This is a genomic window from Sabulibacter ruber, assembly GCF_017355955.1.
In the GTDB taxonomy this organism is placed as follows: domain Bacteria; phylum Bacteroidota; class Bacteroidia; order Cytophagales; family Hymenobacteraceae; genus Nibribacter; species Nibribacter ruber_A.
The window spans coordinates 897,139-911,266 of sequence record NZ_JAFFID010000001.1 but is presented as its reverse complement, the minus strand read 5'-3'; the positions used below and the strand labels follow the sequence as shown (position 1 = coordinate 911,266).

General features: G+C 50.2%; 13 protein-coding genes. 3 read left to right on the top strand and 10 right to left on the bottom strand.

Annotation, left to right across the window (positions count from 1 at the left end):
• Positions 1–27: 27 nt before the first annotated feature.
• Positions 28–1,353: a glycosyltransferase family 4 protein gene (locus tag JT719_RS03870; RefSeq protein ID WP_207431185.1), complete on the bottom strand. Its 1,326-nt coding sequence runs from the start codon at positions 1,351–1,353 to the stop codon at positions 28–30.
• A 213-nt stretch (positions 1,354–1,566) separates the two neighbouring features.
• On the opposite strand from JT719_RS03870, the gene ffh reads away from it, so the two are divergent.
• A complete protein-coding gene (gene ffh, locus JT719_RS03865; RefSeq protein ID WP_207431184.1) occupies positions 1,567–2,904 on the top strand; it encodes a signal recognition particle protein in 1,338 nt (445 codons plus the stop codon).
• A 200-nt stretch (positions 2,905–3,104) separates the two neighbouring features.
• Entirely contained in the window at positions 3,105–4,442 is a 1,338-nt protein-coding gene (locus JT719_RS03860) for a family 8 glycosyl hydrolase (protein WP_207431183.1), read from the top strand.
• Positions 4,443–4,589: 147 nt separating this feature from the next.
• Here the strand turns inward: JT719_RS03860 and JT719_RS03855 are convergent, their stop codons facing one another.
• The 8 genes from JT719_RS03855 to JT719_RS03820 all read right to left on the bottom strand — a co-directional run bounded on the left by JT719_RS03855 (position 4,590) and on the right by JT719_RS03820 (position 12,619).
• The gene (locus tag JT719_RS03855) at positions 4,590–5,075 is read right to left on the bottom strand and encodes a nucleoside deaminase (RefSeq protein WP_242693070.1); all 486 of its coding nucleotides are present in this window, start codon (positions 5,073–5,075) and stop codon (positions 4,590–4,592) included.
• Positions 5,076–5,147: 72 nt separating this feature from the next.
• Positions 5,148–5,669 (bottom strand): DinB family protein, encoded by a 522-nt coding sequence (locus JT719_RS03850; protein WP_207431182.1) that lies wholly within the window; start codon positions 5,667–5,669, stop codon positions 5,148–5,150.
• A gap of 74 nt (positions 5,670–5,743) precedes the next feature.
• Positions 5,744–8,077, bottom strand: a complete 2,334-nt coding sequence (locus JT719_RS03845) for a hybrid sensor histidine kinase/response regulator (protein ID WP_207431181.1) — start codon at positions 8,075–8,077, stop codon at positions 5,744–5,746.
• A 12-nt stretch (positions 8,078–8,089) separates the two neighbouring features.
• A complete protein-coding gene (locus tag JT719_RS03840; RefSeq protein WP_207431180.1) occupies positions 8,090–8,518 on the bottom strand; it encodes a response regulator in 429 nt (142 codons plus the stop codon).
• A 60-nt stretch (positions 8,519–8,578) separates the two neighbouring features.
• A complete protein-coding gene (locus JT719_RS03835; protein WP_207431179.1) occupies positions 8,579–8,992 on the bottom strand; it encodes a response regulator in 414 nt (137 codons plus the stop codon).
• A 105-nt stretch (positions 8,993–9,097) separates the two neighbouring features.
• On the bottom strand, positions 9,098–9,805 hold the full coding sequence (locus JT719_RS03830) for a sensor histidine kinase (protein WP_207431178.1): 708 nt from the start codon (positions 9,803–9,805) through the stop codon (positions 9,098–9,100).
• Positions 9,802–11,310, bottom strand: coding sequence for a sensor histidine kinase (locus tag JT719_RS03825; protein WP_207431177.1), 1,509 nt, complete (start codon positions 11,308–11,310; stop codon positions 9,802–9,804). Before JT719_RS03825 ends, JT719_RS03830 begins: the two co-directional genes overlap by 4 nt.
• 79 nt (positions 11,311–11,389) lie before the next feature.
• The gene (locus tag JT719_RS03820; RefSeq protein ID WP_207431176.1) at positions 11,390–12,619 is read right to left on the bottom strand and encodes a sensor histidine kinase; all 1,230 of its coding nucleotides are present in this window, start codon (positions 12,617–12,619) and stop codon (positions 11,390–11,392) included.
• Between the two features lie 244 nt (positions 12,620–12,863).
• Between JT719_RS03820 and JT719_RS03815 the strand changes: the two genes are divergently transcribed.
• Complete coding sequence (locus JT719_RS03815) at positions 12,864–13,580, top strand: class I SAM-dependent methyltransferase (RefSeq protein WP_207431175.1); 717 nt, start codon at positions 12,864–12,866, stop codon at positions 13,578–13,580.
• A 95-nt stretch (positions 13,581–13,675) separates the two neighbouring features.
• On the opposite strand, the gene JT719_RS03810 is transcribed toward JT719_RS03815, so the two are convergent.
• A complete protein-coding gene (locus tag JT719_RS03810; protein ID WP_207431174.1) occupies positions 13,676–14,107 on the bottom strand; it encodes a hypothetical protein in 432 nt (143 codons plus the stop codon).
• Positions 14,108–14,128 lie beyond the last annotated feature (21 nt).

The following is a 14,128-nucleotide window of genomic DNA, read 5'->3' as shown; positions in this document are numbered from 1 at the left end:
GAAAAGTAGCCCCAAAAGGCAGGAAGTTTACTTCACAATCAGCTTCGCCAGTTGCTCGGTTAAGGAGCGGCGCGAGTATTGGGTGTAGTTGATGATGGGCAGATCCAGGTTGGTATTGATTTTCCAGGTTTTGCTCAGCTGCATGAGGTAATCCAGCATGAGATCCACGCCGCTGTAGTGGAACACCCGGCCGGCGCCGCATTCATCCAGGATTTTATCGGCATCGCCGTGGATGGGACCAATGCAGATAATGGGTTTGTTGGAGGCCAGGTACTCAAACAATTTCCCCGTCAGGATTCCGTGGTTGTTGGGCACGTCTGGGATGGCCATGAACAGAACCGTGCTGGACATGAGGTACTTGATGGACTCATCGTGCGGCACGTAGTCAATGTACTCGGTGATCAAAGGCAAACCGGCTTCCTCAATCTGCCGCCTGATCTCGGCGGAGACTTTGCCCACAAACCGGAGTTTGTAGCGCATAAGCGGGTTGCGGGTCATGGTTTCGCAAAGCGCCTGAAAGAACCCGATCACGTTGTACGCTTCGGTGATTGTGCCGGTGTACGTGATCACAAACTCCTCCTTAGAAGGATTGGAGGGATGCACGAAATCGGCCTCATCGTACCCGTTCGGGATCACGTGGATTTTCCTGGGGTCAATGGCCGCAGACTTGTTCAGGAACAGGCGCTTCATGTCCTCAGAAACCACCAGTACTTCATCGGCGTGCTCTAATACTTCCCGCTCCAGTTTGGCGTCCAGCTTCTGGGCCAGGGCGGTGTGGTTCAGGTCCTGGTAATAGTAAATGTCGGTCCAGGGGTCGCGCATGTCGGCAATCCACCTGATTCCGAGCTTCTTTTTCAGCTTCAGCCCGATGAGCTGCGTGGAGTGGGGCGGGCTGGAGGTGACAATGGCTTTGATCTGCTGTTCTTTGATAACCTTGTGCGCGGCCGCGAAGGCGAAGCGGTTCCAGCCCACCCGCGGATCAGGAATGAACAGGTTGCCGCGCAGGAACTTGAACAGCTTCTGTTTCCAGGTTTCCTGGCCGGTGTTGGCAAAACCGCCAAACGGAATGTCTTTCTTGCCCGTAATTTTCTTGTAAAACTCAAACGGCTCGCGGGTAGAAGTCCGGATCACGCGCACATCCTGTGGTACCTCCGCCAGCAAAGTCTGGTCCAGCACCGGGTAAGAGGCCTGCCGGGCATCTACCGTGATCACGGTGGGCTGCACGCCAAACTCGGGCAGGTGCTTTACAAACTTAAGGCAGCGCTGCACCCCGGCTCCTCCGCTGGGAGGCCAGTAATACGTGATCAGAAGAGCGTTGTGGGAAGTAGAGGTACTGGATGATTTCAAAGACATTCAGGCTACAGGTAATAAATCAATAGAGCGAACGGAAACCGTTTCTGGGTTGTTTTAGCTAAAACGGCAGAAAAACAGAATTACGCTCACTAACTGTATAGTTAAGTCCGAATATACGTACCTCTGGTTAAAAGATGGTGAACTTCCGTAAATTCTGCTTATTTTTGTCTTTATCATTCATTGAAATTCATATAACTCAGTCATATATCCCACATGTTTGAGAATTTAAGTACCAAGCTGGACCGCGCCTTCAAGACCCTGAAAGGCCAAGGCAGCATCACCGAGATCAACGTTGCCCAAACCATCAAGGAAGTGCGCCGTGCCCTGGTAGATGCCGACGTGAACTACAAGGTGGCTAAAACCGTGACCGATAAGATCAAGGACGAAGCCATGGGCCGTGATGTATTGATTGCGGTTTCTCCGGGTCAGTTGATGGTGAAGATCGTGCACGAAGAACTCACCGAGTTAATGGGTGGCGAGAAGAAAGACATCAACATCAACGGCTCTCCGGCTATTGTGCTGATTGCCGGTCTGCAAGGTTCAGGTAAAACCACCTTTACCGGAAAACTGGCTAATTTCCTGAAAAGACAAGGAAAAGGCGTAATGGTGGCTGCCTGCGACGTGTACCGCCCCGCCGCGATTGACCAGCTGAACGTACTGGCCGACCAGGTGGGCGTGGAATTCTACGCCGAGCGTGAGTCAAAAGACCCGGTGCAGATTGCCAAGAACGCCGTTGATCACGCCAAGAAAACCGGCAAGAAAGTTGTCATCATTGACACCGCCGGTCGTTTGGCCGTGGACGAGGAAATGATGCAAGAGATCTACAACATCAAAGAGGCCATTAAGCCTACTGAGACTTTGTTTGTGGTAGACTCCATGACCGGACAAGATGCCGTGAACACCGCCAAAGCTTTCAACGACCGCATCAACTTTGACGGCGTGGTGTTGACCAAACTGGACGGTGACTCTCGTGGTGGAGCCGCCCTTTCCATCAGAGCCGTAGTAGAGAAGCCTATCAAATTCATCTCTACCGGTGAGAAAATGGAGGCCCTGGACCTGTTCTACCCAGACCGGATGGCTCAGCGTATCCTGGGTATGGGTGACGTAATCTCCCTGGTGGAGCGCGCGCAGCAAACCTTTGACGAGGAAGAAGCCAAGCGTATCAACAAAAACATCCGCAAAAACCAGTTCAACTTTGATGACTTCCTGTCTCAGTTGGAGCAGATCAAGCGGATGGGTGATATCAAAGACCTGGTGGGCATGATCCCGGGCGTGAGCAAAATGCTGAAAGACGTGGAGATTGACGAAAGCGCTTTCAAACCAATTGAGGCCATCATCAAGTCCATGACCAAAGAAGAGCGTCAGAACCCAGACATGATCAGCGGCAGCCGTCGTAACCGCATTGCGAAAGGTTCAGGAACCAGCATTCAGCAGGTGAATAACCTCATGAAACAGTTCAATGACATGCGTAAGATGATGCGCAGCATGAACAAAATGGCGAGCACCAAAGGCGGTCTGGCCAAGCTGGGCAGCATGATGGGACGCCGGTAATTGATTGTTGATTGTTCATAGTTGGTTGTCTGAAGATCAGCCAACGTAAATATTGGAAAGGCCCGAGCCAATTAGGTTCGGGCCTTTATGTTTTGGGCCTGTTTTCAGGAAAATGGGCCTGAATCTGGTGTGGGCCTGAAATCAGTTTCCAAAGAATTGCCTATCTTATCTCCCTAAGCGCTTTAATCTTTATCCTAGCTATGAACGAAACACCGTTGGTTCGGTCTTCCGTGAGAACCATTTTACCTTATGTGTTAGGTTGTGTCCTGTTTGGCTCTGTTTGGTCCTGTGCGCCGCAGGCAAATACCACCAATGAGCCAAACCAAACCGTGAAAGCGGGAAAGGGCAAGGGAGCCTATGCCACCAAAAAGTACCGGAATCTTTTTAAAGAAAACGGACATTCTGAGGCGGAGGTGAAAACTAAGATAGACAAAGCCTACCAGCAGTTGTTCCAGGGCGACTCTGCTACGCAGGCTATTTATTTTTCAGGCGGAAAGAACGAGCGTGGTCCTTTGGCCTACATCTATGACGTGTACAACAAAGACGTGCGCAGCGAAGGCATGTCGTACGGCATGATGATCTCAGTGCAACTGGACAAGAAAGCCGAATTTGACGCACTCTGGAACTACGCCATCACGCACATGTACATAGACCAAAAAGGCCATCCCTCGGAAGGGTATTTTGCCTGGTCTACTAAACCAGATGGCAAGCGCAACTCAGAAGGTCCCGCGCCGGATGGGGAAGAATATTTTGTAATGGCGCTGTATTTTGCCTCTGGCCGCTGGGGCAACGGCGAAGGAATCTACAACTACAAAGCCTGGGCCGATAAGATCCTGACTGCCATGCGGCACCACCCGGAGACCTCGGGTACCACCAAGTTCGGGCCACAGACCTCCGGGCCTATGGTGAACGAGGATCATAAGATGATTCTGTTTGTGCCCACCAACCAGGGCCGCAAATTCACCGATCCTTCTTACCATTTGCCGGCGTTTTATGAGCTGTGGGCACTCTGGGGACCTGAGCCTGACCGCAGTTTCTGGAAAGCCGCCGCCGATACCAGTAGGGCTTTTTTCCAGAAAACCACGCATCCGGTCACGGGGCTGGCCCCAGATTACGCCCATTTTGACGGAAAGCCGGTGACTACGCCATTCAATCCTAACTCGCACCACTTTGCCTATGACTCCTGGCGCACGGCCATGAACTGGAGTGTAGACTGGGCCTGGTGGCAGAAAGACCCACGGGAACAGGAACTCAGCAACAGAATCCAGTCCTTTTTCACCGCCCATGGAATCACTAAGTACGGCAACATCTACACGCTGGACGGAAAACTGGTGAACCCCAGTCATGCTGCCGGCCTGGTTTCTACCAACGCCGTGGCTAGTCTAGCGGCCAACCACTCGGGAGCCCGGGCGTTTGTGGAGGAACTCTGGAATTTGTCTGTGCCGCAGAATGAAGGGGAACGATACTATGGCGGTTTGCTCTACCTGATGAGTTTGCTGCACTGCGGCGGTGAGTTTAAGATTTACCCTCCGCGGTAACGCTGGTTTTAAACCTGTTTTCAGAAAATAAGCCTGAAAGAATGAAGCCTTTTCTGGTCCGGTTGCCTTAAAAACACAGCAGCCTCGCTCCAAGAGCGAGGCTGCTGTGTTTTTCACCTGAAATATGAAAAGGATGCTAAAACAGAGTTAGTATTCGGTTTTGCCTTCGTGCCTTTCCCATTCTCTGAATCCTTCCAGCGCCTCTTCCCGCAACATCTGTTCCATGGGTAAAGAACGGGAATGCAGGGGCAGTTCCAGTTCTTCATAGATGAAAGCATCATCAAACCCGATGGCCGCGGCATCTGCCTTGGTGTTGCCATAGTATACTTTATCGGGGCGCGCCCAGTAAATGGCACCTAAACACATAGGGCAGGGTTCGCAGCTGGTGTAAAGCTCACAGCCGCTGAGCTGGAAAGTGCCTAAAGTCTGGCAGGCTTTCCGGATGGCGTCCACTTCTGCATGGGCGGTAGGGTCATTGCTGGAGGTTACGTTATTGAATCCGCGGGCAATGATTTCTCCGTCTTTCACCACCACGGCACCAAAGGGGCCTCCTTTTCCTTCTTTCATTTTCTCAATGGAGAGCCTGATGGCTTCGCGCATGAAGTTTTCTCTGGAGGTATTCGTATCAGACATGGGAGGGAACAGTAATAAAAACTAAACAGCCCTTTTTTACGGCAAAAGGGCTGCAAAGATAAGAAGGGTGCCTTAAGAAAGAAGCCTTTTTAGCTGCCGATGGTGGTGTGAGGTATGTTCTTTCATGAAGTGCAGGGTCTGAGGTAAGGTAAGCATGCCCGCCCTGGGATGAAAAAAGATCTCTTTCTGGAGCTGATTTCCGGGTAAATTGGAGAGAATGCCCTGAAGTTTCTTTCTGGTATCGGCCCAAGTCTGGATCACCTGGAGTATCTGCACCTCGTCTGGTACTTCGCGTACTGCTGGTGGTGCCTTGAACTTGAGCGGCAGCCTTAGAAACAGATTGAGCAGGAAAGCCCTGAACCGGGTGATCCACCGCAGGGGTTTCAGTTCTTTGCCGCTACTTAGTTTTTTCTCTAAACTGGTCACCACCTGCAGGTCTACCTGCGCTAAATGATACAACACCTGGGCCGCCGACCATTGGTCAGGCGCTGGCTTGGAGTACCTTTGGGCATCCGGCGCTTTCTCCACCCATGCACAGTAGATAGTCCTTTGCTGCTCCAGTTGCTCAAATAAGTTGCTTAGTTGAGGGTGCATGGCCAAGAAGTTAAAAGGTGAGAAACTGTTTCAGGCTTGTTCTGGAAAAAACGGGCAGAAAATGGAAGTTCCTCTCAGGTTTGTTTGACGGTGAGTTTATCCAGTTCTTTCTGTAGTTGCGGGATAGACTGCGCCACCATGGTTACCAGCTGCTGCACCAGCGTGGGCAGTTTCTCGGTGTTGGTGCGGTTCAAGGCCCATTGTTCAATGGTGGAGTTCAGCTCTTCCAACTTCCTGATGCCCACCAGGGAAAGCGAGGGTTTGATCTTATGCGCGATGGTCCTGGTCTCGGTCCAGTTTGATACGGAAACCGCCCGGGTCATTTCCTGTACCAGGCCAGGAGTCTGTTCAATGAACAACCGCAGAATGTCCTGCATGAACTCAATATTGCCGCTGGCGAAGTTTTCCAGGTAAGTTAGATCCACCTCAAAGGACTCATCTGTAGCGCCCGAATTATTTGTAGGAGCACCAACGGGTTTGTTTTGGAGCAGGGCCGTGATGCCCTTTACCAGATCCTCGGCCTTGAAGGGCTTGGAGATATAGGAGGTAGCCCCGGCTGCCAGGCATTTCTTGATTTCCCCCTGTGAGGCATGGGCCGTCAAGGCTATAATTGGAATATCCCGCAGGTGGGGCATGTCCTGGCGGATGAACTGCATGGCTTCATACCCGTCCATCTCGGGCATTTGCATGTCCATCAGGATGAGGTCAAAGTCCTGCTGGTTCAGGATTTCCAATGCTTCCCGGCCGTTGTTGGCCATGGACACTTCCACTTCATGGTCGCGCAGCACTTTGTTCACCAGCATCTGGTTAATGGAATTGTCTTCCACCAGTAGAATACGGGCGTTCTGCAGTACCTGGGTGTTCTGGTCCGGCAGGGAAGAAGCGGTATTACTTTGCTCTGGTTTTCCGGCTATTTTCTTGAAAGGAAGCACAAAACAGAACGTGCTGCCTTTGCCCAGCTCGCTTTGCACCGAGATGGTGCCTCCTTGGGCCTCTACCAGTTCTTTCGCGATGGATAAACCCAGACCGGTTCCCCCAAATTTTCGGGTGGTGTCGCTGCTGCCTTGGGTAAACTTCTCAAAGATGGTGTCCAGTTTCTCGGCAGGAATCCCGATGCCGGTATCCTTTACGGTGAATTCCAATTGCAACTCGTCTCCCTCCTGGGCCAATACCTCAATATTCAGCCTTACCGAGCCGCTCTCAGTGAACTTGATAGCGTTACCCAACAAGTTATTCAGGATCTGACTCAACCGGAAAGGATCTCCCTCCACAAACTCCGGGATTTCGGCATCAAAAAGAAGTTTCAGGGAGTTCTTCCGTTCCTTGGCTCTTATTTCCAGGATATCCAGAATCTGTTTTACCAGCTGGCGGATGTCAAAGGGAATGATCTCAAAAGTGATCTTGCCGGCCTCAATTTTAGAGAAATCCAGCAGGTCATTGATGATCACCATGAGGTTGTTGGCGGAGGTATGGATGCCCCGCAGGAACTCCCGCTGGTTCTCGTTCAGAGGTGTTTTGGCCAAAACCTCGGTTAAACCCAAGATTCCGTTCATGGGTGTCCTGATCTCGTGGCTCATGTTGGCCAGGAACTGCTCTTTCACCTGGGCCATGCTGAGGGCCTCGTCTTTGGCTTTCTTCAGCTCCTCTTCAATCAGGATGCGCTCGGTGATGTCATAAGATACCCCAATTACTCCGTTAGGTTTGCCGTTGGCGTTTACCAAGGGTAGAAATAGGCAATCAAACCAAACGCCCTGTATGTTGACCGTACATTTAGACTGATGGCCTTTCAAGGTGCGCTTGACGCAGGTGATAACCGCAGGATAGTCTTCGTACAAGTCAAAGACGGAGGAACCCACCGATTGGGCTTCTTCCTTGCCAATGAGCGACAGGCCTTTGCCCCGTGCCATGGTAAAGGTTCCGTTCTGGTCAGCGGCCCACAGGATGATAGGCGCCCCGTTGATTACCGTCTCCAGTTGTTTCTGGGTGCCCGCCAGTTGCTCCTGCGTCTGCAGCCGTTCCTGCTCAATCTTGTGCAGGCGGATGGCGGTTCTGATACTTTGCGAGATGCCCTCTGGGGTAAGTAGAGTTTTGGGCAGGTAGTCTGAAGCGCCCGTTTTAATGGCTTCCACGGCAATGCGTTCATCGCCCTGCGAGGTGACAATCTGCACCGGGGTAGTGATTCCTTTCTCCCTGATCTGCTGCAGCAGTTCCAGCCCGTTCATGTCTGGCAACATGAAATCAATGAAGATGAAATCAAAGGATTCGCGGTCCAGGGTTTCCAGGGCTTCTGCTCCCAGGGTGGCGGTTTTCACAGAGGCTTCTACCTGGGCGGTACGCAGAGACCGTTTAATGATCATTCGGTCTACTTCATCATCGTCAACAATCAGGAGCTTTACCGCGGGTTCCATAGGGGGGAATGGTTAATTTGGTAATTCAATTAGGTTCCAGAAAGAGTTGAGCGTTGCCACAATTTCCAGAAAGGAGTCAAAGTTGATAGGCTTTATGATGTAGCCTGCCACATTTAAATTATACGCCTCCAGAATATCTTTCTGGGTGTTTTGCCGGGTCATGACAAACACACTACAGGCTTTTAGGTGAGGGTCTTGCCTAAGAGCTTTCAGGAACTCAATGCCTCCCATCTCGGGCAAATCCAGGTCAAGTAGTATGATCTGCGGGGTAGGATTGAGGGCTGGCCTTCCTTTTCCCTGTAACATCTCCAAAGCTACTTTCCCGGTGTGAGCCACGTGAATAGGATTCTCTATTCCCTGTGCCTGAAACGCACGTTTAGTGGTGTCTACATCCTGTGGATTATCTACCACTAACAAGATGTGGGCTTGCTTACTTTTCAAAACTGTATAAGTTGAGTGGATTCAGGAGGGGGAGTTAAAAATACAAATTTTCCCGTATTCTTAAGGTCTTTCACATAATTTCCAGTACCGGTTTAGGGTAGCCACCGCCGAGAGGAACTTCTCAAAGGAAAGAGGCTTAAGGATATACCCGGCCACATTGAGGTTGTAGGCATTGATCTTGTCAGAGTCTTCGTTGGAGGTGGTCATCACAAACACACTGATGCGGTTGAGGTCTGGGTCTTTCCTTAACTCCTGCAGGAACTCTATGCCGTTCATCTTGGGCATGTTTATGTCCAGGATAATGATGGGGGGCATAGGAATACAACCAGAGCGCAGCATTTCCAGCGCTTCCAGGCCGTTGTTGGCAATGTGCAGCGGGTTGTTGATGTTGTTTTTCTTGAACGCCCGCTGCACATTCATGATATCTACCTCGTCGTCTTCTACCAGGAGAATATTTACTTCTTTTTCTTCCATGTTGCTATGTGACTGGTTAGACGCTAAGCTGAACAAATCTCTTGCCTAGTCTAACTCCTTTTAAATGATACAATCAAGTTCTGACAAAAGAACGTCCAGGCCGTGCTAAACTGTTTTGGGCCAGGTAAACGTGAACGTAGAGCCTTGTCCTACTTCTGAATCTACGCTGATTTCTCCACCCACAAACTGAATGATTCTGCGGACCAAAGATAAACCAACCCCCACATCTTCCTGCTGATCCTTGGATTTTACTGAATAGAAGATCCTGAAGATCTTTTCATGGGCATCGGGTGAAATCCCGACACCGTTGTCTTTGACCGTGAACCGAAAAGTACTTTCCAACTCCTGCGCTTCTATCCAGACTTGCGGCTTCTCCTCATTATTGAATTTAACGGCATTTTGCAATAACTGGTAAAAAACGGCTTCCAGTTTCTTTGGGTAAGTGGTAAGCACCGGTAAATTCTGGGTTCTGACTTCTAACCCGTTGCTTTGTTCCAGTGGCGCGGTCAGTTCTTGGATCAGGTCCTGCACGTTTACTTCTCTTACCTCCAGATCATACCGGGACACTCTGGAAAATTGAAGCAAGCCATTGATCATGCGTTCCATCCGCTCGGCCCGGTTCTGGAGCAGGTGAATGTTGTGCTGGATGTCTGGGTCCAGGTTGTCGCCTACATCTTCTTTGATCCATCCTGAGAGATTACTGATAGCCCGCAAAGGAGCTTTTAAGTCATGGGAAACAATGTACACAAACTCCTCATATTCTTTTTTGAGTGCTTCCAGCTGCTCTTGACAGGTCTGTTCTTGGTGTTTCATGATGCCATGGAAATTGAACTGGTGGGGGCTTCTTTCTTCTTGGGCCAGGTAAACAGGAAGGTGCTGCCTTGCCCTTTTTCTGATTCAATCCAGATTTTACCGCCTTTTTCTTCCACAATCTTCTTCACGATGGAGAGACCAACCCCGGTGCTTTCCTTAACATCACGCGCTTCCATGGTTTGGAATATGCCAAACACCTTAGCCTGGAATTCTTTGGGAATACCCGGGCCATCGTCTTTCACTTCAAACTGGTAAAAATCTGGTAACTCTTTAGCCCTTATTTCAATGCGACCTTCCTGCTTGTGGTGGTACTTAAAGGCATTGCTCAACAGGTTTGAGAGTACCTGGTAAAATAAGGTTCGTTCGCCGGTAATGGTGGGAAGTTCCTTAGGGGTAACAATCTCAAAAGTGGGAGGAGGGGCCAGGTTTTCTAACGTCTCTTTCAGCAGCTCCTGTACCGAGAAGGTACTCAACGGCAGATTCTGCCTACCCACCCGTGAATAAGCCAGGATACCGTTGATCAGGTTTTCCATGCGCAGCACCCTGCCTCTCAGAATGGAGAAGTTCTTGATGATCTCAGGGTCATCGGTTTTCAGGTCCTCTGCAATCCATTCAGAAAGGTTGTTGATGGCCCTGAGAGGTGCTTTCAGGTCATGGGAAACCACGTAGGCGAACTGGTCCAGCTCCTTGTTCATCTTGGTGAGGTGATTGAAACTGGACTGCAACTTGCCGGCCATCACGTTCAAGGACTCGGTCAGGCTGCTGATCTCGTCTTTCCGGTTATCTTCCAGTGACACGCTGTAATCCCCGTTGGCAATGTTGTTGGCAAGGTTGATCATTTGCCGGAACCTTCTTTTAATGGTTCTGCCCACCACAAAGGCCATGAAGCTACCGGCCAGGATGGATAGAATGGTCAGGCCCACCGCAATCTCATTGGTTCTGGCCAGGGAAAAATTCAATTCCTCTATTTTGCCTTCCTTGATCTGCTCTTCTTCTAGTTTAATCAGGTCAAACCTGTTTCTGGCGCGGTCCATAATTCTCTTACCGGCGCCTTGCTGGGCGGTATTTGCGAAAAGAGAATCATAGAGGGCTCTGTTCCTGGGGCTTATGTGTATTCTTGACCTGCTTTTCACAAGCGGATCGGCAAAGGTCTCCAGCCATAATCTGGAATCGGCTTTGATGAGGTGCACCAATTTATTCTGCTCCGGGTAGGCCTCGGTAAGGGAATCCAGGCGTTCAATGCTCTGGGTGAATTCTGCCTGCCCTTCATGGTAAGGCTCCAGAAACGCCCTTTGGCCCGTTAGCAGGAAACCCCGTAGGCCCGTTTCCATGTCCAGGATCAGTTTCTGGGCTCTTTCCCCTTCCCTGATGATATTAGACGTATAGAGCACTTCTTCTACACTGTTCTTCACCTTACGGGTTTGGTTAATGTACCCCAGGGTCACAATGCAGAACATTGCCAGTATTAACCCAATGGCTGTGTAGATGGCAGAAATCAGTTTCATAGATAGATTACCTCAACAAAACGAGGTTACGGGTGGCAATGATATTCCAAAGATAAAGCTTGCGGCTTTTATCAGATGTTTAAACCGTGTTTTTTCCGGCAGGCCAGGTAAAGTAAAAGGTACTTCCCCCTGGTTCCTTAGATTCTACCCACACCTTGGCTTCTCGCTCTTGCACTATTTTGCTCACCAGGGAAAGGCCAATCCCGGTGTGTACCTGCTTGTCTGGTCCGGGAACGGTCTTGAATAGTTCAAAGATGCGGGAATGATGGCTGGCGGCTATTCCTTTCCCATTGTCTTTGACATAGAAAACGAGTTGGTCTGAGGTATGGAGTATTGTTCCTATTTCAATGTGTAACCCTGGAGTTGGGTTATGCTGTGCCGCATTTTTGAGCAAGTGCCAGAACACAGTTTCCAAGGGCTTTCGCTCGGCTTCAACGGTAGGCAGGTTTTCTGCCAGTTTATACGAAAATGAATGAGATTGCTGTAGGTAGGCTATTAATTTGGTGACCATCTGGTAAGTGTCTACCTGTTCTAACTTGGGCTTGATTTTGCTGATGTTGGACAACTCCAGCAGACCATTGAACAGGTTTTCTAACCGGTGTACCCGTCCGCGCATTAAAGAGAGTTTCTTTTTGGTTTCCTTTGAAGAACTGTCTTCAAGTTCCTCAGAAACCCATTCAGCCAGGTTGTTGATGGCCCTCAAGGGAGATTTCAGTTCATGGGAAACGGCGTAGGCAATCTGGTCCAACTCGGCCCGGTAGCTATCTAGTTTTTTAGAAAAAGCCATGGCACTCAGCGTTTTCTTTTCCAGTTCCTGCTCTCTCAGTTGCAGATCTAGTCGGGGCATAACCTGGTTGGCGAGCGTTCTGAGCATTTCCTTTTCTTCCGGTGAAAGCGATCTTGGCTGCGTATCCATGATGCAGAGAGTGCCCAACCTGAATCCGGTTTTGGTGATCAGGGGGGCTCCGGCGTAAAATCGTATTCCGTTTTCTCCCGCCACTGCCGGATGCTGCGAAAATAAAGGAGATAAATGGGTATCTGGAAAAACACAAACCTCATCTCCCTGAATTGTCTGGTGGCAAAAGGAGGTGTTTCTTTCCATTTCCTCTATTTCCAAGCCAAAACTCGCCTTAATCCACAGCCGTTCTGTATGCAGAAAGGAGAGCGCCGCAAAAGGCACCTTGAATACCGAGGCTGTTAACTGGACCAGGCTGTCAAAGGCTTCTTCCGAGGGAGAGTCCATGATCTGGTAAGAGTCCAGACAGTCGATCCGGAGGGCTTCGGCAGCAGGGTGGGGGAGTTCTTCCATTGCTCGGCGTTGGGTAAGAGGTGAAGGATAAGAGCCAGCCTTATCCCACGTCTGATGCAGAGGAAATAGGTGATTCCAGGTTGAAGTTCAATAATTTATATCCAGCACCGCTTTCTTTTCGATGAATGGAGAAGAACGCTCGTTAGATTGCTATTTCTGATAAAACCCGATAACCGTTAATGGTTTATGTGATAGATTTTAGAACGCCGGAGATTGTGTACCTTTGGCGTATAAAATAAACTATATGGACAAACCGCAGCCAGACCCAATGGGCGCAGGCATCAAAGCTTACTGGGAAGGAGACAAAGAGGCTACTATTACCGTGTACTCAGACCAGATGGAAGCCGATGAACTGCCCGTGGCGTACCTTTTCCGGACTTTGGAGGAGATGCCCCAACGTGAGCAATTTGCCTTATCCGAAGCCAAAGGCAGGGTGCTGGACATTGGGGCTGGGGCTGGTTCGCACGCGTTGGCTCTGCAGGAAAAAGGATTGGCGGTAACTGCCCTTGAAATCTCCCAGAGAGCGTGTGAGGTGCAAAAGGCCCGCGGCGTAAAGCAGGTTCTGCAGGGCGATTTTTTCACTCTGGAACCTAGTTCGCATGATACGCTGCTGCTGTTGATGAATGGCATTGGCTTGGCTGGAACGTTGGAGGGTTTGCCGGCTTTCCTGGAAACCTGCAGCAAATGGCTGGCTCCGGGCGGGCAAATCCTTTTGGAGTCTTCTGATATTCTGTACCTGTACGAAGACGAAGACGGCTCGGTGCTGATTGACCTGAATGGCCCGTATTACGGGGAACTGACCTATATGATGGAGTTTGAGGAGGAGAGGAGCGCGCCTTTTCCCTGGCTTTTCATCAGTTTTGATTTACTGCAGCAGTACGCTGAGGAAGCAGGCTTCAAAGCCGAACTGCTGCTGCAGGAAGAAGACGATCACTTCATTGCCCGTTTAACGCTGGCGTAAAAAGGCACCAAAAATAAAGCGGAAGGCCGTTTTGGGGATGTTTTTCAGAAATCATCCCCAAAACGGCCTTCCGCTTTTATGCACAAATAAAGGTGTTACTTTTTCCTCTCTTGTACTACCACAGAATCTACCAGATAGGTGTTGTCTGCCTGCCAGAACCGGAATTTGTGTACGCCAACAGTGGTGGCTTTAAACCGAAACGTAAAAGTGACCAGTTTAGAGATATCAGTGCAGACGGCCTGTTGGTCTTCCACGGGATAGGCAGCAAATAGCCGGAGGTGAGTCTGCAAGGGCGCAGCAGTAGAATCGGCGCGGGAGAAGCGGCCACAACCATTATCTGGTCTGTAGAGGACCCGCAGCGTGAGGGTGGTGTCTTGGTTTACCGGAACCCTGGGGAAACCGGCCGTTTCTTCAATGGGCACCGGCAACTCTATTTCTTCCAGTTGGGAAGTTTCTGTGCAGGCGGTAAAAGCTCCCAGGAAGAGAGCGGCTGCCAAAAGTTTCGCCTTTACAATTTTCTGGATCATTCCTGTTTAAGGGATCTTTTT

What these genes read in the sequence shown, in the direction of transcription:
- JT719_RS03870 (WP_207431185.1), bottom strand. Translation starts at nt 1,353, where the DNA reads ATGTCTTTGAAATCATCCAGTACCTCTACTTCCCACAACGCTCTTCTG.
- ffh (WP_207431184.1), top strand. Translation starts at nt 1,567, where the DNA reads ATGTTTGAGAATTTAAGTACCAAGCTGGACCGCGCCTTCAAGACCCTG.
- JT719_RS03860 (WP_207431183.1), top strand. Translation starts at nt 3,105, where the DNA reads ATGAACGAAACACCGTTGGTTCGGTCTTCCGTGAGAACCATTTTACCT.
- JT719_RS03855 (WP_242693070.1), bottom strand. Translation starts at nt 5,075, where the DNA reads ATGTCTGATACGAATACCTCCAGAGAAAACTTCATGCGCGAAGCCATC.
- JT719_RS03850 (WP_207431182.1), bottom strand. Translation starts at nt 5,669, where the DNA reads ATGCACCCTCAACTAAGCAACTTATTTGAGCAACTGGAGCAGCAAAGG.
- JT719_RS03845 (WP_207431181.1), bottom strand. Translation starts at nt 8,077, where the DNA reads ATGGAACCCGCGGTAAAGCTCCTGATTGTTGACGATGATGAAGTAGAC.
- JT719_RS03835 (WP_207431179.1), bottom strand. Translation starts at nt 8,992, where the DNA reads ATGGAAGAAAAAGAAGTAAATATTCTCCTGGTAGAAGACGACGAGGTA.
- JT719_RS03830 (WP_207431178.1), bottom strand. Translation starts at nt 9,805, where the DNA reads ATGAAACACCAAGAACAGACCTGTCAAGAGCAGCTGGAAGCACTCAAA.
- JT719_RS03825 (WP_207431177.1), bottom strand. Translation starts at nt 11,310, where the DNA reads ATGAAACTGATTTCTGCCATCTACACAGCCATTGGGTTAATACTGGCA.
- JT719_RS03820 (WP_207431176.1), bottom strand. Translation starts at nt 12,619, where the DNA reads ATGGAAGAACTCCCCCACCCTGCTGCCGAAGCCCTCCGGATCGACTGT.
- JT719_RS03815 (WP_207431175.1), top strand. Translation starts at nt 12,864, where the DNA reads ATGGACAAACCGCAGCCAGACCCAATGGGCGCAGGCATCAAAGCTTAC.
- JT719_RS03810 (WP_207431174.1), bottom strand. Translation starts at nt 14,107, where the DNA reads ATGATCCAGAAAATTGTAAAGGCGAAACTTTTGGCAGCCGCTCTCTTC.